This is a genomic window from Arthrobacter sp. 05T420 (assembly GCF_056396305.1).
This window is the reverse complement of sequence record NZ_JBFTLG010000005.1, coordinates 158,131-182,221: the sequence shown is the minus strand read 5'-3', so window position 1 is coordinate 182,221 and position 24,091 is coordinate 158,131. Positions and strand designations below refer to the sequence as shown.

Annotated in this window: 24 protein-coding genes; 14 read left to right on the top strand and 10 right to left on the bottom strand. The window is 66.8% G+C overall.

Annotated features, from left to right (window positions below):
* Window positions 1-129 precede the first annotated feature (129 nt).
* Window positions 130-1,320 (bottom strand): ROK family transcriptional regulator, encoded by a 1,191-nt coding sequence (locus AC1DEM_RS07075; RefSeq protein WP_476883800.1) that lies wholly within the window; start codon window positions 1,318-1,320, stop codon window positions 130-132.
* A 244-nt stretch (window positions 1,321-1,564) separates the two neighbouring features.
* Between AC1DEM_RS07075 and AC1DEM_RS07070 the strand changes: the two genes are divergently transcribed.
* Window positions 1,565-2,380 (top strand): nitrilase-related carbon-nitrogen hydrolase, encoded by an 816-nt coding sequence (locus AC1DEM_RS07070; RefSeq protein ID WP_476883853.1) that lies wholly within the window; start codon window positions 1,565-1,567, stop codon window positions 2,378-2,380.
* Here AC1DEM_RS07070 and AC1DEM_RS07065 read toward each other — a convergent pair.
* Window positions 2,359-4,152, bottom strand: a complete 1,794-nt coding sequence (locus tag AC1DEM_RS07065; RefSeq protein WP_476883799.1) for a PucR family transcriptional regulator — start codon at window positions 4,150-4,152, stop codon at window positions 2,359-2,361. The two genes, AC1DEM_RS07070 and AC1DEM_RS07065, sit on opposite strands and share 22 nt — an antisense overlap.
* A 111-nt stretch (window positions 4,153-4,263) precedes the next feature.
* Here AC1DEM_RS07065 and AC1DEM_RS07060 point away from each other — a divergent pair, with 111 nt between their 5' ends.
* Window positions 4,264-5,796, top strand: coding sequence for an amino acid permease (locus AC1DEM_RS07060; RefSeq protein WP_476883798.1), 1,533 nt, complete (start codon window positions 4,264-4,266; stop codon window positions 5,794-5,796).
* Window positions 5,793-7,490, top strand: a complete 1,698-nt coding sequence (locus tag AC1DEM_RS07055) for a flavin monoamine oxidase family protein (protein ID WP_476883797.1) — start codon at window positions 5,793-5,795, stop codon at window positions 7,488-7,490. Before AC1DEM_RS07060 ends, AC1DEM_RS07055 begins: the two co-directional genes overlap by 4 nt.
* 52 nt (window positions 7,491-7,542) lie before the next feature.
* On the opposite strand, the gene AC1DEM_RS07050 is transcribed toward AC1DEM_RS07055, so the two are convergent.
* The 3 genes from AC1DEM_RS07050 to purU form a co-directional block, all read right to left on the bottom strand.
* A complete protein-coding gene (locus AC1DEM_RS07050) occupies window positions 7,543-8,064 on the bottom strand; it encodes a gamma carbonic anhydrase family protein (RefSeq protein WP_476883796.1) in 522 nt (173 codons plus the stop codon).
* Window positions 8,065-8,155: 91 nt separating this feature from the next.
* The gene (locus tag AC1DEM_RS07045; RefSeq protein WP_476883795.1) at window positions 8,156-8,569 is read right to left on the bottom strand and encodes a class I SAM-dependent methyltransferase; all 414 of its coding nucleotides are present in this window, start codon (window positions 8,567-8,569) and stop codon (window positions 8,156-8,158) included.
* A gap of 21 nt (window positions 8,570-8,590) precedes the next feature.
* Window positions 8,591-9,451, bottom strand: coding sequence for a formyltetrahydrofolate deformylase (purU, locus tag AC1DEM_RS07040; protein WP_476883794.1), 861 nt, complete (start codon window positions 9,449-9,451; stop codon window positions 8,591-8,593).
* 325 nt (window positions 9,452-9,776) lie between these two features.
* Between purU and glyA the strand changes: the two genes are divergently transcribed.
* The 11 genes from glyA to AC1DEM_RS06985 all read left to right on the top strand — a co-directional run bounded on the left by glyA (window position 9,777) and on the right by AC1DEM_RS06985 (window position 19,349).
* A complete protein-coding gene (gene glyA / locus AC1DEM_RS07035) occupies window positions 9,777-11,075 on the top strand; it encodes a serine hydroxymethyltransferase (RefSeq protein WP_476883793.1) in 1,299 nt (432 codons plus the stop codon).
* A gap of 3 nt (window positions 11,076-11,078) precedes the next feature.
* Complete coding sequence (locus tag AC1DEM_RS07030) at window positions 11,079-12,002, top strand: bifunctional methylenetetrahydrofolate dehydrogenase/methenyltetrahydrofolate cyclohydrolase (RefSeq protein ID WP_476883792.1); 924 nt, start codon at window positions 11,079-11,081, stop codon at window positions 12,000-12,002.
* A gap of 196 nt (window positions 12,003-12,198) precedes the next feature.
* Window positions 12,199-13,146 (top strand): ABC transporter ATP-binding protein, encoded by a 948-nt coding sequence (locus tag AC1DEM_RS07025; RefSeq protein ID WP_476883791.1) that lies wholly within the window; start codon window positions 12,199-12,201, stop codon window positions 13,144-13,146.
* Between the two features lie 10 nt (window positions 13,147-13,156).
* On the top strand, window positions 13,157-14,029 hold the full coding sequence (locus AC1DEM_RS07020; protein WP_476883790.1) for an ABC transporter permease: 873 nt from the start codon (window positions 13,157-13,159) through the stop codon (window positions 14,027-14,029).
* Window positions 14,026-14,874: an ABC transporter permease gene (locus AC1DEM_RS07015; RefSeq protein WP_476883789.1), complete on the top strand. Its 849-nt coding sequence runs from the start codon at window positions 14,026-14,028 to the stop codon at window positions 14,872-14,874. The genes AC1DEM_RS07020 and AC1DEM_RS07015 overlap by 4 nt, the downstream gene beginning before the upstream one ends.
* Window positions 14,819-15,028, top strand: coding sequence for a VOC family protein (locus tag AC1DEM_RS07010; RefSeq protein ID WP_476883788.1), 210 nt, complete (start codon window positions 14,819-14,821; stop codon window positions 15,026-15,028). Before AC1DEM_RS07015 ends, AC1DEM_RS07010 begins: the two co-directional genes overlap by 56 nt.
* Before the next feature lie 74 nt (window positions 15,029-15,102).
* On the top strand, window positions 15,103-15,672 hold the full coding sequence (locus tag AC1DEM_RS07005; protein ID WP_476883787.1) for a hypothetical protein: 570 nt from the start codon (window positions 15,103-15,105) through the stop codon (window positions 15,670-15,672).
* Window positions 15,673-15,682: 10 nt separating this feature from the next.
* Entirely contained in the window at window positions 15,683-16,522 is an 840-nt protein-coding gene (locus tag AC1DEM_RS07000; RefSeq protein WP_476883786.1) for an exodeoxyribonuclease III, read from the top strand.
* 11 nt (window positions 16,523-16,533) lie between these two features.
* Entirely contained in the window at window positions 16,534-17,622 is a 1,089-nt protein-coding gene (trpS, locus tag AC1DEM_RS06995) for a tryptophan--tRNA ligase (RefSeq protein WP_476883785.1), read from the top strand.
* 4 nt (window positions 17,623-17,626) lie between these two features.
* On the top strand, window positions 17,627-18,238 hold the full coding sequence (locus tag AC1DEM_RS06990; protein ID WP_476883784.1) for a 2'-5' RNA ligase family protein: 612 nt from the start codon (window positions 17,627-17,629) through the stop codon (window positions 18,236-18,238).
* On the top strand, window positions 18,183-19,349 hold the full coding sequence (locus tag AC1DEM_RS06985; protein WP_476883852.1) for a YihY/virulence factor BrkB family protein: 1,167 nt from the start codon (window positions 18,183-18,185) through the stop codon (window positions 19,347-19,349). Before AC1DEM_RS06990 ends, AC1DEM_RS06985 begins: the two co-directional genes overlap by 56 nt.
* Here AC1DEM_RS06985 and AC1DEM_RS06980 read toward each other — a convergent pair.
* The 5 genes from AC1DEM_RS06980 to sdhC form a co-directional block, all read right to left on the bottom strand.
* Window positions 19,312-20,076: an alpha/beta hydrolase family protein gene (locus tag AC1DEM_RS06980; protein ID WP_476883783.1), complete on the bottom strand. Its 765-nt coding sequence runs from the start codon at window positions 20,074-20,076 to the stop codon at window positions 19,312-19,314. The two genes, AC1DEM_RS06985 and AC1DEM_RS06980, sit on opposite strands and share 38 nt — an antisense overlap.
* Before the next feature lie 123 nt (window positions 20,077-20,199).
* Window positions 20,200-20,982 carry a succinate dehydrogenase iron-sulfur subunit gene (locus tag AC1DEM_RS06975; RefSeq protein ID WP_476883782.1) on the bottom strand — a complete coding sequence of 261 codons (783 nt, stop codon included), beginning with the start codon at window positions 20,980-20,982 and terminating at the stop codon, window positions 20,200-20,202.
* A gap of 1 nt (window position 20,983) precedes the next feature.
* Window positions 20,984-22,783, bottom strand: a complete 1,800-nt coding sequence (sdhA, locus tag AC1DEM_RS06970; protein ID WP_476883781.1) for a succinate dehydrogenase flavoprotein subunit — start codon at window positions 22,781-22,783, stop codon at window positions 20,984-20,986.
* 194 nt (window positions 22,784-22,977) lie between these two features.
* Entirely contained in the window at window positions 22,978-23,472 is a 495-nt protein-coding gene (locus AC1DEM_RS06965) for a succinate dehydrogenase hydrophobic membrane anchor subunit (RefSeq protein WP_476883780.1), read from the bottom strand.
* A gap of 3 nt (window positions 23,473-23,475) precedes the next feature.
* A complete protein-coding gene (gene sdhC, locus AC1DEM_RS06960) occupies window positions 23,476-23,856 on the bottom strand; it encodes a succinate dehydrogenase, cytochrome b556 subunit (RefSeq protein ID WP_476883779.1) in 381 nt (126 codons plus the stop codon).
* Window positions 23,857-24,091: the final 235 nt, after the last annotated feature.

Sequence of the window (24,091 nt, the reverse complement as noted above, 5' to 3'; positions counted from 1 at the left end):
TGCCCTTACGCCTCCAATGCATGACTTCGTTGTCCGCCCCTGCAAACCGCAGGGCCGTCTGATGGAAAAGTAAACTGGATCACGCCCTTGTCGTCAAGTCTTTAACGCAACGAGCGGATAACGAAATGGTTAGTTTCGCCGGATTCCGGCGTGCTGGAAGACCAAAGCCGTGGCCCCGAGGGCCTCGGCCCGGTCGCCCAGGGACGACATTGTGAGGGTGGTTGTCTCGCCGACAACCGGCACCGCATGGCGAATCAGGCCGCGCCGGATCGGGTCCAAAAGGAGATCGCCGAGTCCTGCCAGCGGCCCACCCACCACGATCACTTCCGGGTTGATCAGGTTCGCCACGTTGCCCAGGGCGCGTCCGACGGCGAGCCCGGCGTCGTCCACCACGCGGAGTGTCGCGGAGTCCCGTTCCAAGGCTTTGCGCACGATGTCACCGGGTGCGAGCGGCCGGTCCTCGCCGCGGCCCAGGAGCTCGATCATGGTGGTGGTGGAGGCGATGGTTTCCAGGCAGCCACGGTTCCCGCAGCGGCAGATCAGCCCGTGCTCGTGGATGGTGGCATGGCCGATCTCCCCAGTGATGCCGACGTTGCCGTAATAGGGGATTCCGTTGAGGATCAGCCCCGCGCCGATGCCCGAGCCGATCTTGAGGAACATCAGGTTGCTGATGCCGCTGTGCGGCCCCCACGTGACCTCGGACAGGGCCCCCAGGTTGGCGTCGTTGTCCACGAAGACCGGCAGTTCCAGCGCTTCTTCGAGGCGTTTGAGGATATTGATCCCCACCCATTCCGGCAGGATCGCGCCCTGCGCGACGGTGCCGGTGCGGCGGTCGATGGGGCCGGGAATTCCGACGCCGGCTCCCACCAGGGCGCTGCGCTCCACGCCGCTGTCCGCGAGCAGCCGGTCCAGCACGCCGACGGCTGCCTGGATGCCCTCCTCGGCGTGGTGGCCGAGGGGCAGCAGCACCGACTGTTCGGCGATGACGTGGTAGCTGAGCGAGGCCAGCACGACGCGCAGGTGGCGGCGGCCGAAGTCGATCCCGACGGCGACGGCTCCGTTGCTGTTGAGCCGGACGTTCAGGGCGCGCCGGCCGGAGCTGGTGATGGGTTCAGTGGAGGCCAGCCCGGCGTCCTGCATGATCTTGACGATGTTGGAGACGGTGGCCGTCGACAGGCCGGTCTGGCGGGCCAGTTCAGCCTGCGTGGAAGGGCCCGCGAGGAGGCATTCGATGATCCGCTGCTGGTTCAGATGCCGGAGTGCGGACTGCGATCCGGGGTTCTTGGTTCGGCTCCTCGTTGAGCGCGTTGGTGAGGGCATGCTATGAAGCGTGACGCATCAGCAGCTTGTAGTCAAGAAGTTAACGCATTGATAACGACATCATGGAGATTCCGGGGACCGGGCTCGCCGTCCGCCCTCCCTCCCTTCGCCGGTGGGACGTTCCGCCCTGTTGGTCGGCCACGCGGGCGGAAATGCACCAAATGCGGTTTCCCGGGCCGCGGCTACGCTGAATATGAGAGTCCGCAGCGGTGCTGCCGACGTGCCCGGAAATCCTGAGGTGGTAATGATGCTGCTGGCCCTGTTGCAGGCGAACGCTGCCGTGCTGGACATGAAGGCGAACTGTGCGGCGGTGCAGGAGGCGGCGCGCGCGGCGTCCGCCGCTGGCGCGCAACTGCTGCTCACGCCGGAACTTTTTCCCGTGGGCTATGCGCCGCGCAGGCTGCGGGCGTCTTTCGATCCCGGCATGCTGCCGGGGCTCCGGGAGGAGCTGGCGGGCATTGCCCGGCGCAACAGCATCGCCTTGGTTTACAGTCTCCCCGCCGTGACGCCCGCGGGAGAATGGCACATCTGCGCCACTCTGGTTGACGAATCCGGCGACGAGCTCCTCAGCTATGACAAGGTGCACCTCTTCGGGCCCGAGGAGCGCGCAGCGTTTGCCCCGGCCGCCGCAGCCCCCGGGGTGGTGGATTTTCATGGACTTAAAACGGCCCTGGCCATTTGCTACGACATCGAGTTTCCCGAGTCCGCGCGGGCCGCCGCCGTGCGCGGCGCCGAACTGCTGCTGGTGCCGACGGCACTGTCCGGCGGATTCGAGGCCGTGCCGGAGGTGCTGGTCCGGGCCAGGGCGCTGGAGAACCAGATGACGGTGGCGTACGCCAACCACACCGGCGAGGAGGAGGGCTGCGACTTCCGCGGCGGCAGCATCGTGGCGGGCGCGGACGGCACGGTCCTTGCCGCGGCCGGCCCCGGGACGGAACTGCTGTTTGCCGAGCTGGGAGGCGCTGTGGGCGCCGCCGCGGGCGGGGCGGAAGATGAAGACGACGCCGTGGCCTATCTGCGCGACCGCCGCCCCGACATTTACCGTTCCTGGGGCATCTGACCGGCGGGATGACCGGGGGCGGGTGAGGCGGCAGCTGCAGCGACGGCGGCCGCGGCGTCGGGCAGCCCGGACCCGCGCTGGTCCTGGTAGGCGATGTACTGGAGGGCAATCCACAGCTCCGCGCGGGCCTGTGCCCGATTGAGATCCAGGTCCAGCAGTTCGGCGATGACGCCGATCTGCCGGCGGACGCTGTTGCGATGCAGCCCCGTGGACTTCGCCGTGGCGTCCCAACTGCCGTTTTCACCAAGCCAGGCCCGCAGGATGCCCAGCAGTGCGTCGCGGCGCTCCGGCTCGAGCGCGAGCACGGGGGCCAGCAGACGGTCCGCCAGCATGGTGCCGGCCTCGGAGCCCAGCAGGCCCGTCACCGACCAGGTGACCTCATCCGCCCGGACGCTCCGGCGGCTGGTCAGGACCCGGTTGCGCAGCGAGGACGCGAGTTGGTAGGCGTCCGCCAGGCCCGCGAATTCGCTGCCGCTGCCGATCACAAGGCGCCAGCCGAGCCGCTCCACCTCGGCGAGCAGGGCGTCGTCGACCTTCAGCCGGGTGATGGCGGCAAAGCCGTAGTCGGTGTGCTCCACGAGTTTGGTGTCGAACAGCCTGCGCCATTCCAGCAGCTCCCGCACCGGGCCCTCGCCCGCGTGGCGCGGTCCGGCGGCCGTCCGGTCGCTGCCCGCGGCGGCGTCCACCCGGACGCCCTGCACCACCCGCAGCTGCCCGGACCGGGTGGAGGAAATGCTTTGGGCCAGCAGGTCCTTCAGGCCGTTGACCTGCCGCGCCGTTCCCGAGGCCACACTTTCCGGATGCAACAACAGCGCCGTGGCAAGCTGGCTGGGGGCCAGTGAACCGCTTGTGCGCTGCCGCACCAGCAGTTCCAGCAGCCCGACGGCGGTGGAGACCACGCTGTTCTGGGCCGGGGTCAGCGGGGCGTCCGTGCCCAGGACAAGCGCGCCGAGGTTGGCGTCCCGGGTGCTGCGCAGCGGATATCCGAAGACCAGCGATGAGCCGGCGGCGTCGAATGAATCCATCTCCACCCGGGGTCCGCTGCCGGCGAGCAGCCGGGCAAGCAGCGGCTGCAAGGCGGCGGAATCAACTCCTTGCACGGCGCCGGCAATGCCGCCTGCGGCGTGCGGGCCGGGGGAGTTGCCCGCACCCCGGGCCCGCGCCCGCCCGTCGGCCCCGACTAACACGGCCCAGACCGGGACGCGCTGGACCAGGGCCGCGAGGAGCTCGTGCTCCGGGCGTGCCGACAAGACCGCCCGCATGAGCTGCCGGTTGGTATCGGCCAGCTGGCGAAAGGTCTTTGCGTTGTCTGACTCAAGGAGCCGGGAGAATTCGAGACCCAGCGCGGCAAACGGGATGGACCCCGGAATGGACACCAAGGTGAGGTCGTGCCGCCGGCAGGCCCGGACCACGGTATCCGGCACGGCCTCGAAGTACGGTTCCAGGCCAAATCCGAGGGCGCCGACGCGGGCCTCGACCAAGCGCCGCACGTAGGCATCCACCGATTCCTCGCCGCCCCCGTCGCCCGCGAACGGCAGCCCGGCGGTGAGCAGGAACTCGCCGTCGAGCAGGTACGGAGTCGGGTCGTCCAGCTCGCTTGGCTCTACCCAGCGCAGGCGCTCATCCCCGTTGCCACCGTCGTGCAGGACGCCGAGCTCCGGCAGCTGGCGCAGGAACTGCGCCAGCGTGACGAAGCCAAACCGCTCGGAGTCCTCAGCAACCACGGCTGCTGCCCCTGTCCAGCCCGGCTGGCCGACGGTCTGACGGTGCATTAAGTCTCATGACTGAAGAATACAGGTCATTTTGCACAACCGTGAGAGGTGGCTCACACGCCTAGGGTGGTCAGGGGAAACCGACCATTACTGAAGCTAAGGACGTCAACGATGACTGTGCCAACTCTGATCGGGGAACGCCCGCGGGCCGCCGCCGGCCGTCCCAGGCTCGCCGCCCAGCTGATGCGCCTCAAGCCGATCGGGCAGCTGGTCAGCGAGGCCGAAAACGGGCACGGCGGCACGCGGCTGGTCCGCAGCTTCGGTGTGCTCCAGCTGACCATGATCAGCGTCGGCGCCACGCTCGGCACCGGCATCCTGGTGGTCCTGGGCGAATCGGTGCCACTCGCGGGCCCGGCCATCTGGATCTCCTTTGCCATTGCCGGGCTCGCTGCACTGCTCTCCGCCGTGTCCTATGCGGAGATGGCCGGACTGGTCCCGGCCGCCGGGTCCAGCTACTCCTACACCTACGCCACCATGGGCGAGGGCATGGCCTGGATCTGCGGCTGGTGCCTGGTGCTGGAATACGCCGTCTCCGTGGCCGCCGTCGCGGTCGGCGCGGGCCAGTACGTCAACGAGGCCCTGGCTGTCTTTGGCCTGGCCCTTCCGGACGCCATGTCCCAGCCGCCGGGAGCCGGCGGGTTGCTGAATGTGCCGGCAATCGTCATTGTGGTCCTGGCCATGGTGCTGCTGGTCCGCGGTGCGAAGGAGAGCGCCTGGATCAACACGGCGATCGTCCTGGTCAAGATCGGCATCCTGCTGTTCTTCTGCGCAGTGGCCTTCACCGCCTTCAACGGCGGACACTTCGAACCCCTCATGCCGATGGGCGCCGCTGGCGTCTCGGCCGCTGCCTCCCGGGTTTTCTTCTCCTACATCGGCTTCGACGCCGCCTCCACGGCCGGCGAGGAAGCCCGCAACCCCAAGCGCGACCTCCCGCGGGCCATCCTGCTCTCCATGCTGATCGTCACCAGCATCTATGTCCTCGTGGCCGTCGCAGCCATCGGCGCCCGCCCGTGGGGCTGGTTCGACGGCACCGAGGCCGCCCTCGTGAAAATCCTCGAGGAAATCACCGGCCAGCCGTGGGTTGGCCTGGTGTTCGCCGTCGGCGCCGTGCTCGCCATCGCCAGCATCGTGCTGACCGTCCTCTACGGGCAGACCCGGATCCTGCTCTCGATGTCGCGCGACGGCTTGGTTCCCAGGGTGTTCGGCCGGGTTTCGGCGCGCACCGGCACACCGGTTGCCGGAACCCTGATCGTGGGCACCGCCGTCGCACTGACTGCCGGCCTGGTGCCGCTGGGCGCCCTCGCGGACGCCACCAGCATCGGCACGCTGTTCGCGTTTGCCCTGGTCAACGTGGCGGTCATCCACCTGCGGCGGACCCGGCCCGAGCTCACGCGCAGCTTCCGCGTCCCGCTCTTCCCGCTGACACCGATTCTCGGTGCCCTCATGTGCGCCTACCTCATGGCCAACCTCGGCGCCGAGACCTGGGAGGTCTTCGGTGTCTGGATGCTCGTGGGCCTGGCCGCGTACTTCGGCTACGGACGGAAGAACTCCAGGGTGGCCGCCCTGAGCCACGAGGAATACCGTGAACTTTCAACCCACCAACGCGCCAACACCACCCAGGAACTGAAGGCAGAGACCTCATGACCACCGCCACCGAACTGCCGGCCCCCAAACCGGCTTCCATCCCGGCCGAGGCGCCCATCACCATGCTGAATCCGGATTTCCCGTTCAGCTACGACCACTACCTCGCCCACCCTGACGGCCTGGGCTCGGTGCCGCCCGAACTGTACGGGACGGAGGTCGCCGTCGTCGGTGCCGGCCTGTCCGGGCTGGTCACCGCCTATGAACTCATGAAGCTGGGCCTGCGGCCGGTGGTCTATGAAGCCGACAGGATCGGCGGCCGGCTGAGGACCGCCAGCTTCCCGTCCGCGCCGGGCATCGTGGCCGACCTCGGCGGCATGCGGTTCCCAGTCTCCGGCAAAGCCTTCTACCACTATGTGGACCTGCTCGGACTTCAGACCCAGGAGTTCCCCAATCCGCTGGCGGCTGCCACCTCCAGCACGGTGATCGAGCTCGCCGGCCAGAAGCACTACGCCGAGACCGCCGCGGATCTTCCCCCGTTCTTCCTCGAGGTGGCGGACGCGTGGAAGGCGGCCGTGAACGACGGCGCCCGGTTCGCCGAAATGCAGGAAGCGATCCGGGCCCGGGACACCAGCCGGATCAAGGAACTGTGGAACGCTCTGCTCCCGGAGCTGGACGAGCAGACCTTCTACGGCTTCATCGCCGGCAGCGACTCCTTCAAGGCAGCCGGCTTCGCCCATCGCGAGGCGTTTGGGCAGGTGGGCTTCGGCACCGGCGGCTGGGACACTGACTTCCCCAACTCCATCCTTGAAATCCTCCGGGTTGTCTACACCGACGCCGATGACCAGCACCGGCTCATCGCCGGCGGCGCGCAGCGGCTCCCGGAGGCGCTGTGGGAGCATGCGCCGTCGGGCATGGCTCACTGGCCGGACGGCACGTCCCTGGCATCCCTGCACGCCGGTGCCCCGCGGGGCGCGGTGGAACGCATCGCCCGAGACGGCAGCGGCGACTTCCGGATCCGCGAACGCTGGGGACGGGAATCCGCGTACCCGGCGGTGGTGACCACGTGCCAGTCGTGGCTGCTCTCGACGCGGATCCACACCGACGAATCCCTGTTCCCCGCGGAACTGTGGACGGCGATCGAACGCTCCCACTACATGCAGTCCTCCAAGACCTTCGTCATGGTGGACCGGCCGTTCTGGAAGGACATCGACCCGGAAACCGGCCGCGAGGTCCTGTCCATGACGCTGACCGACAGGCTGAACCGGGCCACGTACCTGCTGGACAACGGTCCGGACCAGCCGGCCGTGATCCTGCTGTCCTATACCTGGAACGACGACGCGCTGAAGTGGCTGTCACTCGACGCGGACGAGCGGGCGGAACTCATGCTGCACTCGCTGGAGCAGATCTACCCTGGCGTCGACATCGCCTGCCACATCGTGGGCCAGCCGATCACGGTCTCCTGGGAGGCCGACCCCAACTTCATGGGCGCCTTCAAGGCCAACCTGCCAGGACATTACCGGTACCAGCAGCGGCTCTTCACCCACTTCAAGCAGGACGGGCTGCCGGCCGAACAGCGCGGGATCTTCCTCGCCGGGGACGACGTCTCCTTCACCGCGGGCTGGGCCGAAGGCGCCGTCACCACCGGCCTGAACGCGGTCTGGGGTGTGGTCAACCACCTCGGCGGCCGGACCCTGACCGGGAACCCCGGACCGGGCGAACTGCTGGCCGAGCTGGGTCCGATCGCCCTGGACTGAGCGGCGCGAACGGTCAGTCCGGAGGAGCCAGTCGCGCTTTTGCGGGCGCTCCTCAGGCGTTGTGGAGTTCGCGGTGCGCGCGCGCCAGTTCCTGGTAGTGGGCGGCGTTGTGCTGGACGCCCGCGAACTCCTCGTCGCTGAGTTCGCGCCGGACCTTGGCCGGAACTCCGGCGACGAGGGAGCGGGGCGGGATGACAGTGCCTTCCAGCACCACGGCACCGGCGGCGATGAGGGATCCGGCGCCGATCACGGCTCCGTTGAGGATGGTTGCGCTCATGCCGATCAGGCAGTCATCCTCAACCGTGCAGCCGTGGACCACGGCGCTGTGGCCCACGCTGACCCGCGCGCCGACCGTGCAGGGGAAGCCGGGGTCCGCGTGCAGCACCACGTTGTCCTGCAGATTGCTGCCGGCGCCCACACTGATGGCGGCGGTGTCTGCGCGGACGGAAACGCCGTAGAAGGCGCTCGAGTTCTCGGCCAGGGTGGCATTGCCGATCACGGATGCCGTGGGCGCGATGAAGGCGGAGTCATGGACGGCCGGGGCGGTGCCGGCGAATGCGTAGAGGGGAGCCATGCCCCCAGCCTAGGACATCTCCCGGCCCAACTGGCTCGCAGCAGGGGCCGTTTTGAGCGCCCAAAACGGCCCCTGCTGCGAGCTAGTTGGGTCAGGCGGGGGAGCGGAGGACCGTGAAGCCCTCGCCGCGGCTGCGCGGGTCGGGGACGGGGAATACGACGGCGATTGGCGCGCCGGGTTCGGCCACCCGGCCAAGTTCGCGGACGACGTCGACCCAGTCCTCGGGGGGCAGGCCTGACAGTGCGTCCACCGCCCACACCGAGGAAAACGCGGCGTCGGCGAACGGCAGCGATGCCGGGCCCGCCACGGAGGCCTCCAGCCCGTGAGCCCGGGCTATGTGGATGTTTTCCTCGGACCGGTCGACGCCGATGAAATGGATGCCGGACTGCACAAAGTGCAGCCCGTCGGCGCCCTGTCCGCAATCCAGCCCCAGTACTGCGTGTCGGCCCTCGTTCTTCAGCATCGCCACGAACGATTCGAGCCGGTCCCTGCGGGTGGAGTCCATAGCTCTAGTGAAGAACCGGTTTCAGTTAAAGACAACCGTCCGGTTGCCGTCGAGCAGGACGCGGTGTTCAGCATGCCACTGCACGGCCTGGGCAAGGGTACGGCCCTCCACGTCGCGGCCCATCTGGACGAACTGCTCGGCGGTGCGCCGGTGGTCCACCCGGATCACTTCCTGCTCGATGATCGGTCCCTCATCCAGGGCGGCCGTGACGTAGTGCGCCGTGGCGCCGATGAGCTTCACCCCGCGGGCATGCGCCTGGTGGTAGGGCTTGGCCCCCTTGAAGGAGGGCAGGAACGAGTGGTGGATGTTGATGGCCTTGCCCGTGAGGTCGTTGCAGAGCTCGTCAGAGATGATCTGCATATACCGGGCCAGGACGGTGAGCTCGATGTCGTGCTCCTTCATCAGCACGCGTAGGGCGTCTTCGGCCTGGATCTTCGTGTCCGGGGTGACCGGGATGTGGTGGAACGGGATGCCGTAGAACTCCGCCAACCCCTCGAGGTCGCGGTGGTTGGACACGATGGCCGGAATCTCGATCGGCAGGGTGCCGGAGCGCTGCAGGAACAGCAGATCGTTCAGGCAGTGGGCCGAGGTGCTCGCCATCAGCAGGGTGCGGACCTTCCGGCCGGCGGGGTTGAGGCTCCACTGCATCCCGAAGGCCTGCGCCACGGGCTCGAGCGCCGCCTGCAGCTCCGCCTGGGCCGCCGCCGTCGTCGCCTCCACCCGCATGAAGAACGTGCCGGTGCCCTGGCTGCCGTACTGCTGGGAGTCTGTAATATTGCAGCCCGCCACCAGCAGGGCTCCGGCGACGGCGTGCACGATGCCGGGCCGGTCCGGGCAGGACAGGGTCAGGATGTAGGAGGCAGTCAGGTTTACGTCAGTCACGAGGACCAGCCTACCTGCGCTTCAGGGGCAGTTCTGAAAGGGTTTTGGTAGTGTTAACCCGTCGCAACTGGCGTTGGATGGCTAACCATCAGGGAGCGGCACTCACGAAGACCACGGATCGTACGCCTGGGCCGAGGGTCATGTCTTACCGGTCGGCAGCAATCACCGCTGCCGTACCGTTGCTGGCGCCCGCGCGGGGTGTCAACTGCCGCTGTCGCGGTCCGCTGTCAGTTCTGCTGGCAAGGAGCGCGTAATCATAGGCGGTGCAACGGGCCAGCCGGTAGCCTGACCAATAGCCGTACCCGTTGCCTACCAGGAGTTCCTCGTGACTACTACTACCGCCACCTCAGCCGCCGTGAGCAACCAGCCGCTGGCCGAACTCGATCCGGAAATTGCCGCCGTACTGGCCCAGGAACTGGGCCGCCAGCGCGGCACCCTGGAAATGATCGCTTCCGAGAACTTCGCTCCGCGCGCCGTGATGGAAGCGCAGGGCTCCGTCCTGACCAACAAGTACGCCGAGGGCTACCCGGGACGCCGCTACTATGGCGGCTGCGAATATGTCGACGTCGCCGAGCAGCTGGCGATCGACCGGGTCAAGGAACTCTTCGGCGCCGAATACGCCAACGTGCAGCCGCACTCCGGTGCGCAGGCCAACGCCGCCGCACTCGCCGCCATGATCACCCCGGGCGACAAGATCCTGGGCCTCTCCCTGGCCCACGGCGGGCACCTCACCCACGGCATGAAGCTGAACTTCTCCGGCAAGCTCTACAACGTGGCCGCCTACCAGGTCGAGGAAGGCGACTTCCGGATCGACATGGACAAGCTGCGCGAGCAGGCCATCGCCGAAAAACCCCAGGTGATCATCGCCGGCTGGTCCGCCTACCCGCGGCACCTCGATTTCGAGGCGTTCCGCTCGATCGCCGACGAGGTCGGCGCCCTGCTCTGGACCGACATGGCGCACTTTGCCGGCCTCGTCGCCGCCGGACTGCACCCGAGCCCGGTCCCGTACTCCGACGTCGTCACCTCCACGGTGCACAAGACGCTGTCCGGCCCGCGCTCCGGCGTGATCCTGGCCAAGCAGGAATGGGCCAAGAAGCTTAATTCCGCGGTGTTCCCCGGCCAGCAGGGCGGCCCGCTCATGCACGTGATCGCCGCGAAGGCCGTGGCCTTCAAGATCGCCGGCACCGAGGAATTCAAGGAGCGCCAGGAACGCGTGCTTGAAGGTGCCAAAATCATCGCCGAGCGCCTCGGCCAGGCCGACGTCGCCGAGGCCGGCGTCTCGGTCCTGACCGGCGGTACCGACGTGCACCTGGTCCTGGTGGACCTGCGCAACTCCCAGCTGGACGGCCAGCAGGCCGAGGACCTCTTGCACTCGGTGGGCATCACCGTGAACCGCAACGCGGTACCGTTCGACCCCCGCCCCCCGATGGTCACCTCCGGCCTGCGCATCGGCACCCCGGCCCTGGCCACCCGCGGCTTCGGCGCCGGGGAGTTCACCGAGGTCGCGGACATCATCGCCACGGCGCTCAAGTCCGGAGCCGCCACGGAAATCGAGGCCCTGCAGGCCCGCGTGGACAAGCTCGCCGCCGACTTCCCGCTGTACCCGCAGCACGAGCAGTGGTAGGCCATGACTTCTGCTAAGACTGCAAGAACAGCGCAGATCCTTGACGGCAAGGCTACCGCCGCCGCCATCAAGGCCGAGCTGACCGGGCGCGTGGCCGCACTCAAGGCCAAGGGCATCACTCCCGGACTGGGCACCATCCTGGTGGGCTCCGATCCCGGCAGTACCTGGTACGTCGGCGGCAAGCACAAGGACTGCGCCGAGGTGGGCATCACGTCCATCCGCCGCGACCTGCCGGAAGAGTCAACACAGGAAGAACTGCTGGCCGTGGTCCGGGAACTCAACGAGAACCCGGAGTGCACCGGCTACATCGTCCAACTGCCCCTGCCCAAGCACATCGACCAGGACGTCATCCTGGAGGCCATGGATCCTGAGAAGGACGCCGACGGCCTGCACCCGATGAACCTGGGCCGGCTGGTGGCCAACGTCAGCGGACCCATGAAGTCCCCGCTGCCCTGCACGCCCAAGGGCTGCGTGGAACTGCTGACCCGGCACGGGATCGACCTCAAGGGCAAGCGCGTCCTCGTGGTGGGCCGCGGCGTCACCATCGGCCGCCCGGTGGGGCTGCTGCTGACCCGCAAGGACGTCAACGCCACGGTCATCCTGGCGCACACCGGAACGGTGGACCTGCCGGCAGAACTGCGGCAGGCCGACGTCGTGATCGCCGCCGCCGGGCAGCCGCACATGATCAAGGCCGGGGACCTGAAGCCCGGCGCGATCGTGCTCGACGTCGGGGTCAGCCGGGTGGACGACGGCAGCGGCAAGGCCGTGGTCACCGGAGACGTTGACCCCGCCGCGGCCGACGTCGCCGCCTGGCTCTCGCCGAACCCCGGGGGAGTGGGCCCCATGACCCGCGCCATGCTCCTCGCCAACGTGGTGGAAACCGCTGAACGCCACTTGGCAGAGGGCGGCGACTCCGGAGTCGCCTGAGGGGCCGAATAAAGTGTCCCGCGCGGTGGTTGAGCCTTGTATGCAGGCTCAACCACCGCAGGGTTCGGCACGTTTCTCTGCCGCCGGGCATAACGGATCGGATACGTCCGGCGTTTTTACGAAAAGACTCTTTCATAGTTTGCGGGGATCCACTACCGTAGTGCGGGTGTCCGAACTTGCCGCTAAAGAATCGCCCGTGACCAGCCCCTCCGACGCCGCTCCGCAGTACGTCATCACCGCCGAAAACCTCACCAAACGCTACGGCGACGTCACCGCCGTCGACGGCATCACCTTCCGTGTTCCCGCCGGGGAAGCCTTCGGCCTGCTGGGCCCCAACGGCGCCGGCAAGTCCACCACGATGAAGATGATCGGCGGGGTTTCGCAGCGCACGTCCGGCAGTCTGAACATCATGGGCCTGGACCCCGAACAGCACGGGCCGGAAGTCCGCGCCCACCTGGGCGTGGTCCCGCAGCAGGACAACCTGGACGAGGAACTGAAGGTCCGGGACAACCTGCTGGTATACGGGCGCTACTTCGGCCTGCCCATGAGCTACCTCAAACCCAAGGCCGACGAGCTGCTTGAATTCGCCCAGCTCACCGACAAGGCCAAGTCCAAAGTGGACGCCCTCTCCGGCGGCATGAAGCGCCGCCTGACGATCGCCCGCTCGCTCATCAACGAGCCCCGGATCCTGCTGCTGGACGAGCCGACGACGGGTCTGGACCCGCAGGCGCGGCACATCCTCTGGGACCGGCTGTTCCGGCTCAAGGAACAGGGCGTCACCCTGATCCTCACGACGCACTACATGGACGAGGCGGAGCAACTGTGCGACCGCCTGATCGTGGTGGACAAAGGCAAGATCATGGCCGAAGGATCGCCGGCCAGCCTGATCCGGGAATACTCCACCCGGGAGGTCCTGGAACTGCGCTTCGGCTCGGAGCGCAATGCGAGCGTCGGCGCGGAGCTCGAAGGCATCGGCGAACGCCTCGAGACCCTGCCGGACCGGGTGCTCATCTACGCCCACGACGGCGAGGCCGCCCTGGAGCAGGTCACCGCCCGCGGCCTGCGCCCCGTCACCTCGCTGGTCCGCCGTTCCTCGCTCGAAGACGTCTTCCTGCGCCTGACCGGCAGGAGCCTCGTTGATTAAGAAAGCGGAGTTGACTAAGAGCGAGCCGCTGACAGTACAGGCGGGTACGACGGCGGCACCGGCCTTGCGCGCGCACTCGCCGGAAGTCTCGGCCGCCCGCGCCCGCCGCTGGGGCGCCTTCTTCTACGCCGAGCAGGTGCTGCGCGTCATGAAGGGCTACGGCTGGACCATCGTCATGTATGGCGTGGGCCAGCCCGTGGCCTACCTGTTCGCGATGGGCGTTGGCCTGGCCACGCTGGTCCAGGCCAACGGTGCCGGCGTGTTCGGCGGGGTCAGCTACCTGACGTTCATCGCGCCGGCCCTGCTGATCTCGTCGGCTGTCATGACGGCCGCCAACGAGTTCACGTTTCCCGTCATGGACGGTTTCAAATGGCGGCGCGTCTACTACGGCCCGCACGCCTCGCCCTTGACCCCGGAACAGATCGCCGGCGGCCACATCATCGCTGTGACCCTGCGGTTCCTGCTGCAGTCGGCCATCTACTTCGCCGTCGTCGCTCTGTTCGGCGCCGCACCCGGGGAATGGGGCTGGGTATCGATCCTGGTCGCCACGCTCGCCGGCCTGTCCTTCGGCCTGCCGCTCATGGCCTACGCCGCCACCATCAAGGAGGACCGTGGCCAGTTCGCCATGGTCATGCGGTTTATCGTCATGCCGCTGTTTCTGTTCTCTGGAACGTTCTTCCCGCTGGACACGCTCCCGCTCGGCGTCCGCTGGATCGGCTGGATCTCACCGATCTGGCACGGAACGGAACTTGGCCGGGTGGTCAGCTACGGGTATGAGGAAGAGCCGTGGCTCACCATCGTCCACCTCGTCTTCCTGTTGGTCCTGGCGGCTGCCGGCTGGGTCCTGACCAAACGCCAGTTCGCCAAAAGGATGGCCTCATGAGCGTGCTGACTGGAAGTTTCAACGCAGGGGACCACAGCGTCACGGAGGCCGCACGCAACCGGCGCTTCGGGCCCATCTACTCCCGCAACGTCCGCGCCGTCGTCGCCCGCGGGCTCATGGCCACTAAAAGCAGCAACTGGATGGTCATGGCCTCCGGGTTCTTCGAACCCGTGCTGTACCTGATCTCCATGGGCGTGGGACTGGGCGCGATTGTCGGATCAGTGCAGGGCCCGGGCGGGCAGGAGATCAGCTACGCCGCGTACATCGCGCCGGCGCTGCTGGCCGTGTCCGCCATGAACGGCGCCGTCTATGACTCCACCTGGAATGTCTTCTTCAAGATGAACTTCGCCAAGCTCTACCAGGGCATGCTCTACACCTCGCTGGGGCCGCTGGATGTCGCCATGGGCGAAATCTTCCTGGCCCTGCTGCGCGGGGCCATGTACGCCACCGGCTTCACCGCCGTGATGGGCGTGATGGGCCTCATCACCACGCCCTGGGCCATCCTGATGATTCCGGCCTCGGTGCTGATCGCCTTCGGGTTCGCGAGCTTCGGCATGGGGATCACGAGCTTCATGAAGACGTTCCAGCAGATGGACTGGATCAACTTCGTGATGCTGCCGATGTTCCTCTTCAGCGCCACGTTCTACCCGCTCAGCGTCTACCCGCAGACCATCCAGTGGCTCATCCAGGCCATGCCTCTCTGGCACGGCGTGGAACTGCTGCGCCAAATCAGCGTGGGCGTCTTCACCCCGGCCACCGCTGTGCACGTCGGCTACTACCTCGTCATGATTGCCCTCGGCGTCCTGCTCACCACCAGCCGCCTGCGCAAGCTGTTCCTCAAGTAGGCATCCTTCGCACGTGGACGTGCTCGTTGCGGACCTCGACGTCGCCGAAACCGAGGTTCTCCGGCTCGGCGCCAAGAGCCTCGACGCCGGCACTGACACCTTCCGCGTCTACACGGATCCCAGCGGCCATCCGTCCTGCCTGGTGTTGACCTAGGCCAAGTCTGGGCGCGGCGTTCGCCCGGGGTGGAAGCGCAGCGGCCGGCTGGCCCGGTTTGCGATAATGGGCTCATGCAATCTCTGGGTAGCTCCTCATCCACGTCCAACGACACCACGGCCCGGGGCCGGTTCTCCATGCTCCGCATTAGCGGGCCTGGGCTGCTGGTCTTCATCATCGCGTTCGTGGTGGCCGTGATTTTCGCGGCGAACCAGAACGACGTCGTGGGCTGGATCGTGGCGATCATCGCCGGCTTCTGGCTGGCGCTGGCCTCCTTCGTGGTGTTCAGCATCCAGAAGGCCGCCAAGAAGGCCGGGGCCAGGCTGAACGAGGCCCAGAACGCCTTCAACGCCGCGGCCGGGCGGCCGCCGGCAGCAGGCAGCGCTGATCACGGCGGCACCCGCGTGGTCAGCGAACGCCGCGAATCGGACGGCGTCCGCGACATGAAACTCGACCACTCCTTCAAGATCGTCCAGGTCCAGGTCCGGGTGGTCGAACAGGAGCGCGCGAAGGGCGAAGCAGCGGACCGCGACACGATCAGCCGCGCCCTGGAGACTATCGAAATCACCGCCACCAACGCGCGGGACATGATCAAAGCCTCGGGCGACGGCGACGCACCCGTTAGCGGAACCATCATCGACTAGAGTGGATCGGGTGAGCTCGGCATTGAAGAAGGACCACCTTCGCATCGCATCAGTCAACGTCAACGGCCTACGTGCCGCCTACAAGAACGGCATGGCGGAGTGGCTTGAGCCGCGCGAGGTCGACATCCTGTGCCTCCAGGAGGTCCGCGCGCCCGATGCGATCGTCCAGCAGCTGCTCGGCGACGGTTGGTACATCCTTCACGCCGAAGCCGAGGCGAAGGGCCGGGCCGGCGTTGCCATCGCCTCGCGCGAAGAGCCCATCGCCACCCGGGTGGGGATCGGCGATGACTTCTTCGCCACCACCGGACGCTGGGTCGAGGCGGACTACATCGTGCGGGATACGGACGGGCAGGCCTCACAGCTGACAGTCGTGAGTGCCTACGTGCACTCGGGCGAGGTCGGCACTCCCAAGCAGGATGACAAGTTCCGCTTCCTCGACGTCATGATCAACCGCCTGCCCGAACTCGCCAAGCACAGTGACCATGCGCTGGTGGTGGGCGACCTCAACGTGGGCCACACGGAGCTGGACATCAGGAACTGGAAGGGCAACGTCAAACGCGCCGGCTTCCTGCCGGAGGAGAGGGCCTATTTTGACCGCTTCTTCGGCGAAGAAATCGGGTGGAAGGATGTTCACAGGGGCCTGGCGGGTAACGTCGACGGCCCCTACACTTGGTGGTCGCAACGGGGCCAGGCCTTCGACAACGACACCGGCTGGCGCATCGATTACCACATGGCCACGCCCGCCCTCGCTGCTGCCGCAGTGTCAGCCGTTGTTGACCGGGCAGCGTCCTGGGACACACGCTTCTCCGACCACGCCCCGCTGGTAGTGGACTACCGGCTCGAGTCTTAAGGCTTCCACGAATGACCACGACTTCTACCGTGACCGACGCTCAGTCTGCCGCCGGCAAGGCCGCTTCGCCGGCCACCGCGGCCCGGCACCGCATCCTTTCCGGCATGCAGCCCTCCGCGGACTCCCTGCACCTGGGCAATTACCTCGGCGCCCTCGTGAACTGGGTCCGGATGCAGGACGAGTACGACGCCGTCTTCTTCATCCCGGACCTGCACGCGATCACCGTTCCGCAGGATCCCGCCGAGCTGGCCCACCGCACGAGGGTGACGGCCGCGCAGTACATTGCTGGCGGCGTGGACGTGGACAAGTGCACGCTGTTCGTTCAGTCCCAGGTGCCCGAGCACGCCCAGCTGGCGTGGGTCCTGAACTGCATCACTGGTTTCGGCGAGGCGTCCCGGATGACCCAGTTCAAGGACAAGGCCCACAAACAGGGCTCGGACCATGCCAGCGTTGGACTGTTCACCTACCCCATCCTGCAGGCCGCGGACATCCTCCTGTACCAGCCGCAGGGTGTCCCGGTGGGCGAGGACCAGCGTCAGCACGTGGAACTGAGCCGTGACCTGGCCCAGCGGTTCAACTCCCGCTTCGGGCACACGTTCACGGTGCCCCAGCCCTTCATCCAGAAGGAATCCGCCAAGATCTACGACCTGCAGCACCCCACCGGCAAGATGTCCAAGTCGGCCGAGTCGCCGGCCGGCCTGATCAACCTGCTGGACGATCCCAAGGTCACCGCCAAGCGGATCAAATCGGCTGTGACGGATGCGGAGACGGAAATCCGGTTCGACCGTGAGGCGAAGCCGGGCGTGTCCAACCTGCTGACCATCTACTCGGCCATCAGCGGGCAAAGTGTCGACGCCCTCGTCACCGCGTATGAGGGCAAGATGTACGGGCATCTCAAGGCGGATCTCGCCGAGGTGGTCACGGAGCACCTGACCCCGATCCGGAACCGTGCCAAGGAGCTGCTGGACGATCCCGCGGAGCTGGACCGGCTGCTGGCCCTCGGCGCGGACAAGGCCCGGGAGATTGCCTCGGTCACTCTGCGCGACGTCTACGCCAAGGTGGGTTTCCTGCCGTACGCCGGCGCCCAGGGAGTCCGCTAGGTCAATGTCCTCCGTCAGCAAAGTCACCGCGAAAGCCGCCCCGTCGAACGGACAGCGCAGCGAAGGCATGAGCATCGGCGTGATCCTGCGGTTCCCGGCAGACATCGCTGAGGAGCTCCAGCGCTGGCGGGCCTCGTTCGGGGATCCGATGGCCGCCGTCGTCCCGGCCCACATCACGCTGGTCACCACCACCATGACGCAGGACTGGGCGGCGACCCAGCGCCATGTCCGGGACGTGGCGCGCGGGCAGGAGCCTTTCACGGTGACCATCGCCGGGACCGGGTCTTTCCGGCCGGTTTCCCCGGTGGTCTTCCTGAACGTAGAGGACGGCTTCGGGGACTGCGTGAACCTGCACCGCCAGTTGCAGTCCGGCCCGCTGGAGCGGGAACTGCCGTTCGGCTACCATCCGCACGTTACCGTGGCCCACGACGTTGCCCCGGAAAGCCTCGACGAGGCCGAAATGGTCCTCAAGGATTATAGGGCCACGTTCCCTGTGGTTAGCATGGGACTTTACGAGCACGACGACAACGGCATCTGGCAGCTACGGGAAGAGCTTGACTTTGGGACCAAACCTGACCACGACAGGGGCCCGGACGGCACCGCAGACGCCCGCTGAGCCGCCGCTTCCCACCGATCTGGCCGGGCTGAAACTGGAAGTGATCCGCAAGAGGGTCGAATGGGGCAGGGTTCGGCGCTCCGGGGGCGGATGGGTCGCGGCGCTGATGGCCATGGTGGCGTGGCTGCTGGCCCGGGTCAACGCCCTGCTACCGATGCGGGCGTACCTGCACTACCTCCGCCAGCGTGGCCCGCTGTTAAGTGCCGGCATCGGGTTCAGGATGTTCTTCTCCGTCACGGGTCTCCTGGCCACCGGACTCTCCATTGCCGGCCTTGTCCTCAGCGGACATCCGGCCCTGCTGGACACGATTATCAAGAGCGTGGACGCCGCCGCGCCTGGGCTGTTGCAGGTCGACGGCAGCCAGGGACTGGTTGATCCCTACCAGCTGCTGAACCCCGCCAGCCTCGGCTGGGCCGCCGGGATTGCCGCCATAGTCACGGTATTCACCTCCCTGGGCTGGATCAGCGGCATCCGCGACGGAGTGCGGGGCATGATGCGGCTCGGCCCCCTGGTGATGAATCCGATCCTGCAGATACTTAAAGACGTCGGCACGCTGATCCTGATGGGAGCGGCCCTGGTGGTTAGCTCTGCAGCCTCACTGATATTCGGCACGGCCGCGGGTTGGGTGGCCCAGCAGCTGGGCCTCGACCCGGTGGTGGCCGGGCCCCTGACGACGTCCATCACGATCCTCGTGCCGCTGCTGCTCGGCTGGGGGACGGCACTGATCATGTACCGGGTGGCCGCAGGGCTGAAACCGGCCCGCCGCTCCCTGCTGGAAGGGACCACGCTCGCGGCAGTAGGCGCAACAGTGCTGCAGATCTTCAGCACCCAGCTGCTTGCCAGTGCGGGCAAGAACCCCATTCTGGCGCCTTTCGCCATCATCATCGGCCTGCTGATCTGGTTCAACCTGGTCAGCCAGGTCTACGTGATCTGCGCCGCGTGGGTGGCGATCCGGGAGGAAGACCTCAAGACCGGGCCGGCCACCGCGACCACCGGCTGGGGTGCCCGGCGCGTCCAGCCGGGCAAGACGCCGGTGGAGCACCGGGCCCGCCGGAGGTCGCTGTCCGCTGCGTTCAGGCGTCGAGGTACTGGTCGGCCCACGCCGAAATAATCTTCGCCGCACGGGCCGCCTGGCCCTTGCCGGTCAGAAGGTGGTCGCTGCCCTCCAGCGAGACGAAACTGCGCGGGTGGCGGGCCGTCTGGAAGATGGTGCTGGCGTTTTCGATCCCCACCGTGTTGTCAGTGGGGGAGTGCAGCACCATGAGCGGCTTGTGCAGCTGCCGGATGCAGTCCGTCAGGTCCGCGTTTTCGAGGTCCTCGACGAAGTGCCGACGGATCTCCACCCGCTTGCCGCCAAGGTCCACCTCGGCGCTTCCCTCGCTCAGGATCCGGTCCAGCGCCGCATCAAAGACGTGGGCCACGTGCTTGGGGGAGAAGGGCGCCCCTACCGTGGCCACGGCGTCGAGCTCCGGGATCTCCTTCGCGGCCGCCAAAACAGCGGCTCCGCCAAAGGAATGGCCCACGAGCAGCGAGATCGTCCGGCCGGAGTCGCGCATGAATTCGGCGGCCTTGACGGTGTCTGCCACCTTGTGGCTGAAGGACCCTTCCGACCACATTCCCGCGGACTCGCCCAGCCCCAGGTTGTCGAACCGGAGCATGCCAACGCCGTTGTCCGCCAGGGCCTTGCACATTCGGGAGGCCGAGGGGCTGTCCTTGCCCAGGGTGAAGCCGTGCGAGAACACGCCCCAGCCCTTGACCGGGCCGTCCGGAAGATCCACAACGCCGGAGAGCAGTTCGCCGGTGGAACCTTGGAAAGAGACTTTTTCTGAGCGGGACACGGTGTCCTCTTTCGTGTGAGGGGGAAAACGAACGACGGCGCCCCCACCCGTAAGGTGAGAGGCGCCGTCGTCGGCAGCTCCCGAAAGTTATAGGGGAGCTAGTGCAGCCGGTGGAACCGGTCGTTAGATCTTGCGGGAGAGGATGGCCTGCTTGACCTCGGCGATTGCCTGCGTGACCTGGATGCCGCGGGGGCATGCCTCGGTGCAGTTGAAGGTGGTGCGGCAGCGCCACACGCCTTCCTTGTCGTTGAGGATCTCCAGGCGCATGTCGCCGGCATCATCGCGGGAATCAAAGATGAAGCGGTGCGCGTTGACGATCGCAGCCGGACCGAAGTACTGGCCGTCGGTCCAGAACACCGGGCAGGACGAGGTGCACGCGGCGCAGAGGATGCACTTGGTGGTGTCGTCGAACCGTTCGCGGTCCTCGGCGGACTGCAGGCGTTCCTTGGTGGGCTCGTGGCCGCGGTTGATCAGGAAGGGCATGACTTCGCGGAAGGACTGGAAGAACGGCTCCATGTCCACGATCAGATCCTTCTCCACCGGAAGGCCCTTGATCGGCTCGACCGTGATGGGCTTGGACGTGTCCAGGTCCTTCAGCAGGGTCTTGCAGGCGAGGCGGTTGCGGCCGTTAATGCGCATGGCATCGGAGCCGCAGACGCCGTGGGCGCAGGAGCGGCGGAAGGAGACGCTGCCGTCCATCTCCCACTTGATCTTGTGCAGGGCGTCCAAGACGCGGTCGGTGCCGTACATGGTGACCGTGAAGTCATCCCATGTGGCGTCCTCGGAGACCTCGGGGTTGTAGCGGCGCACGCGCAGCGTGACGTCGAAGGACGGGATTTCCCCGCCGCCGCCGACGCCGGCGGGCAGTTCGATCTTGGATGCTGGCTCAGCGAGTTCAGCGCTCATCTTAGTACTTCCTCACCATCGGCTCGTAGCGCGTAAAGACCACCGGTTTGGTGGCAAGCCGGATGCCGGCAATCGCCTCGGCGGAACCATCCGCCGGGGCGTGCTCATCCTTGTACGCCATGGAGTGCTTCATGAATTTTTCGTCGTCGCGCTCGGGGAAGTCCTCGCGGAAGTGGCCGCCGCGGGATTCCTCGCGGTGCAGGGCCGCCACGGTCATGACCTTGGCGAGCTCCAGCAGGAAGCCCAGTTCCACGGCCTCGAGCAGGTCCAGGTTGAAGCGCTTGCCCTTGTCCTGGACGCTGATGCGCTGGTACCGCTCCTCGAAGGACGCGATGTCCTTCAGGACAGTGTTCAGCGTGTCGGCCGTGCGGAACACCTGCATGTTGGCATCCATGGTGTCCTGCAGTTCCTTGCGGATCGCAGCGACCTTCTCGGTGCCATCGGAGGTGCGGACGTGGTCCAGCAGGTTCAGCGTGTAGGCCTCCGGGTCAGCGGGGAGCTCCACGAAATCTGCGGTCTTGGCGTATTCGGCGGCCGCGATGCCAGCGCGCTTGCCGAACACGTTGATGTCCAGCAGCGAGTTGGTGCCCAGGCGGTTGGAGCCGTGGACGGAGACGCAGGCCACCTCACCGGCGGCGTAGAGGCCCGGGACCACCGTGTCGTTGTCCTGGAGGACCTCGGCGGTGATGTTGGTGGGGATGCCGCCCATGGCGTAGTGCGCCGTCGGGAACACCGGAACCGGCTCCGTGTACGGCTCCACACCCAGGTAGGTGCGGGCGAACTCGGTGATGTCCGGCAGCTTGGCATCGATGTGCGCAGGCTCGAGGTGCGTCAGGTCCAGGAGGACGTAGTCCTTGTTCGGGCCGCAACCGCGCCCTTCTCGGACTTCGTTGGCCATGGAGCGGGCCACGATGTCGCGCGGGGCGAGGTCCTTGATGGTGGGCGCGTAGCGCTCCATGAAGCGTTCGCCCTCGGAGTTGCGCAGGATTGCGCCTTCGCCGCGGGCGGCCTCGGAGAGCAGGATGCCCAGGCCGGCCAGGCCTGTCGGGTGGAACTGGAAGAACTCCATGTCCTCCAGCGGGATGCCCCGGCGGAACGCGATGCCCATGCCGTCACCGGTGAGGGTGTGGGCGTTGGAGGTGGTCTTGAAGACCTTGCCGGCGCCGCCGGACGCGAACACCACGGACTTGGCCTGGAAGACGTGCAGCTCGCCGGAGGCGAGGTCGTAGGACACGACGCCGGCAACGCGCTTCTGCTTGTACGGCGTGCCGTCCTCGCGGACAGCGTCCTCTTCGACGGTCAGCAGGTCCAGAACGTAGTACTCGTTGTAGAACTCGACGTTGTGCTTGACGCAGTTCTGGTACAGGGTCTGCAGGATCATGTGGCCGGTGCGGTCGGCGGCGTAGCAGGCGCGGCGGACCGGTGCCTTGCCGTGGTCGCGGGTGTGGCCACCGAAACGGCGCTGGTCAATGCGGCCCTCGGGCGTGCGGTTGAACGGCAGGCCCATCTTCTCCAGGTCCAGGACGGCGTCGATTGCTTCCTTCGCCATGACCTCGGCGGCGTCCTGGTCCACCAGGTAGTCGCCACCCTTGATGGTGTCGAAGGTGTGCCACTCCCAGTTGTCTTCCTCGACGTTGGCCAGGGCCGCACACATGCCGCCCTGCGCCGCGCCGGTGTGGGACCGGGTGGGGTAGAGCTTGGTCAGTACTGCTGTTCGGGCGCGCTGACCTGATTCGATCGCCGCGCGCATCCCGGCGCCACCGGCACCGACAATCACGACGTCGTACTTATGGACCTGCATACCAGACGCTCTTTCTCTCAAAATTCGCTATAACCCACCGGGCGGGCCACGCCTGCCCGGTGAATTCTCATGCAATCTGCGCCTGCGCTCGGCAGGCAAGATCAGTTGCCGTGGGGACCGCACCTACTAGCCCGAAGGGGCCGCGGTCCGCGGCGGTTCGGCCGCTACGGCCTTTGTCCTTACGGACTTTGCCCCTATGGCGCGGGGCAGAAGCCGCCGGGAAGCTGGACGCCGTTGGCCACGGGGCACGGATTGAACGTGAAGATGACCAGGGTGCCCAGGACGATGATGACCGTGGTGGCCGCGTAGAGCACAATCTTCAGCCACAGGCGCGTGGCGTCCTTTTCGGCGTAGTCATTGATGATCGTGCGGACGCCGTTGGTGCCGTGCAGCATGGCGAGCCACAGCATGGCCAGGTCCCAGAACTGCCAGAACGGGTCGGCCCACTTGCCGGCCACAAAGCCGAAGTCGATCGCGTGGATGCCCTCGCCGACCAGCAGGTTAACGGTCAGGTGGCCGAAGATCAGCACCACCAGCACAACGCCGGAGAGGCGCATGAAGAGCCAGGCGAGCATCTCAAAGTTGCCCTTGGAAGCGCCGTTGCGGCGGTACTTGGGCGCGATCTCGCCGCTGCTGAGTTTTCCACTACTGAGTTTCCCACTGCGTGGGGGCTGAATAGTTGCAGTCATGGCTTAGTGACCTCCAAGGGCGAGGGAAAGGTGGCGGATGGAGAAGCCGACCATGACGACGACCCAGAGGGCCAGGACCGTCCAGAGCATCTGACGCTGGTACTTGGCACCCTTCTTCCAGAAGTCGACGGCGATGATCCGCAGGCCGTTGAAGGCGTGGAACACAATCGCCGCGACAAGGCCCGTTTCACCCAGGGCCATCAGGGGGTTCTTGTAGGTACCAATCACTGCGGTGTAGGCCTCGGGGGACACACGCACCAATGAGGTGTCCAGCACGTGGACCAACAAGAAGAAGAAAATCACTACACCGGTAATGCGGTGTCCAACCCAGGACCACATGCCTTCACGGCCGCGGTACAAGGTGCCAGCTGGTTTTGTCGGCACTGAATAAACCTCCCTGCAACACAGCGGCGCTGGCATGGGATCCACGCGGGGGGAACGCCTGCTGCGAGAGCACTCGTAAGCTCAAGCCTAAATCTAGGCTTCGCTCACAGCTTATTCAATTTAGGAACTCCTTGTTGACAAGCCCCGGCGCGGTTTTGCATCGGTTTTGAGACGAACGCCACATTTCGCCGCCTTGGCGGGGTCCGGAAGGCCTCGAACCCGGCCCAATCGGGGC

Coding starts and splice junctions, on each gene's coding strand:
- AC1DEM_RS07075 (WP_476883800.1), bottom strand. CDS start 1,320: ATGCCCTCACCAACGCGCTCAACGAGGAGCCGAACCAAGAACCCCGGA.
- AC1DEM_RS07070 (WP_476883853.1), top strand. CDS start 1,565: ATGATGCTGCTGGCCCTGTTGCAGGCGAACGCTGCCGTGCTGGACATG.
- AC1DEM_RS07065 (WP_476883799.1), bottom strand. CDS start 4,152: ATGCACCGTCAGACCGTCGGCCAGCCGGGCTGGACAGGGGCAGCAGCC.
- AC1DEM_RS07060 (WP_476883798.1), top strand. CDS start 4,264: ATGACTGTGCCAACTCTGATCGGGGAACGCCCGCGGGCCGCCGCCGGC.
- AC1DEM_RS07055 (WP_476883797.1), top strand. CDS start 5,793: ATGACCACCGCCACCGAACTGCCGGCCCCCAAACCGGCTTCCATCCCG.
- AC1DEM_RS07050 (WP_476883796.1), bottom strand. CDS start 8,064: ATGGCTCCCCTCTACGCATTCGCCGGCACCGCCCCGGCCGTCCATGAC.
- AC1DEM_RS07045 (WP_476883795.1), bottom strand. CDS start 8,569: ATGGACTCCACCCGCAGGGACCGGCTCGAATCGTTCGTGGCGATGCTG.
- AC1DEM_RS07030 (WP_476883792.1), top strand. CDS start 11,079: ATGACTTCTGCTAAGACTGCAAGAACAGCGCAGATCCTTGACGGCAAG.
- AC1DEM_RS07015 (WP_476883789.1), top strand. CDS start 14,026: ATGAGCGTGCTGACTGGAAGTTTCAACGCAGGGGACCACAGCGTCACG.
- AC1DEM_RS07005 (WP_476883787.1), top strand. CDS start 15,103: ATGCAATCTCTGGGTAGCTCCTCATCCACGTCCAACGACACCACGGCC.
- trpS (WP_476883785.1), top strand. CDS start 16,534: ATGACCACGACTTCTACCGTGACCGACGCTCAGTCTGCCGCCGGCAAG.
- AC1DEM_RS06990 (WP_476883784.1), top strand. CDS start 17,627: ATGTCCTCCGTCAGCAAAGTCACCGCGAAAGCCGCCCCGTCGAACGGA.
- AC1DEM_RS06975 (WP_476883782.1), bottom strand. CDS start 20,982: ATGAGCGCTGAACTCGCTGAGCCAGCATCCAAGATCGAACTGCCCGCC.
- sdhA (WP_476883781.1), bottom strand. CDS start 22,783: ATGCAGGTCCATAAGTACGACGTCGTGATTGTCGGTGCCGGTGGCGCC.
- AC1DEM_RS06965 (WP_476883780.1), bottom strand. CDS start 23,472: ATGACTGCAACTATTCAGCCCCCACGCAGTGGGAAACTCAGTAGTGGA.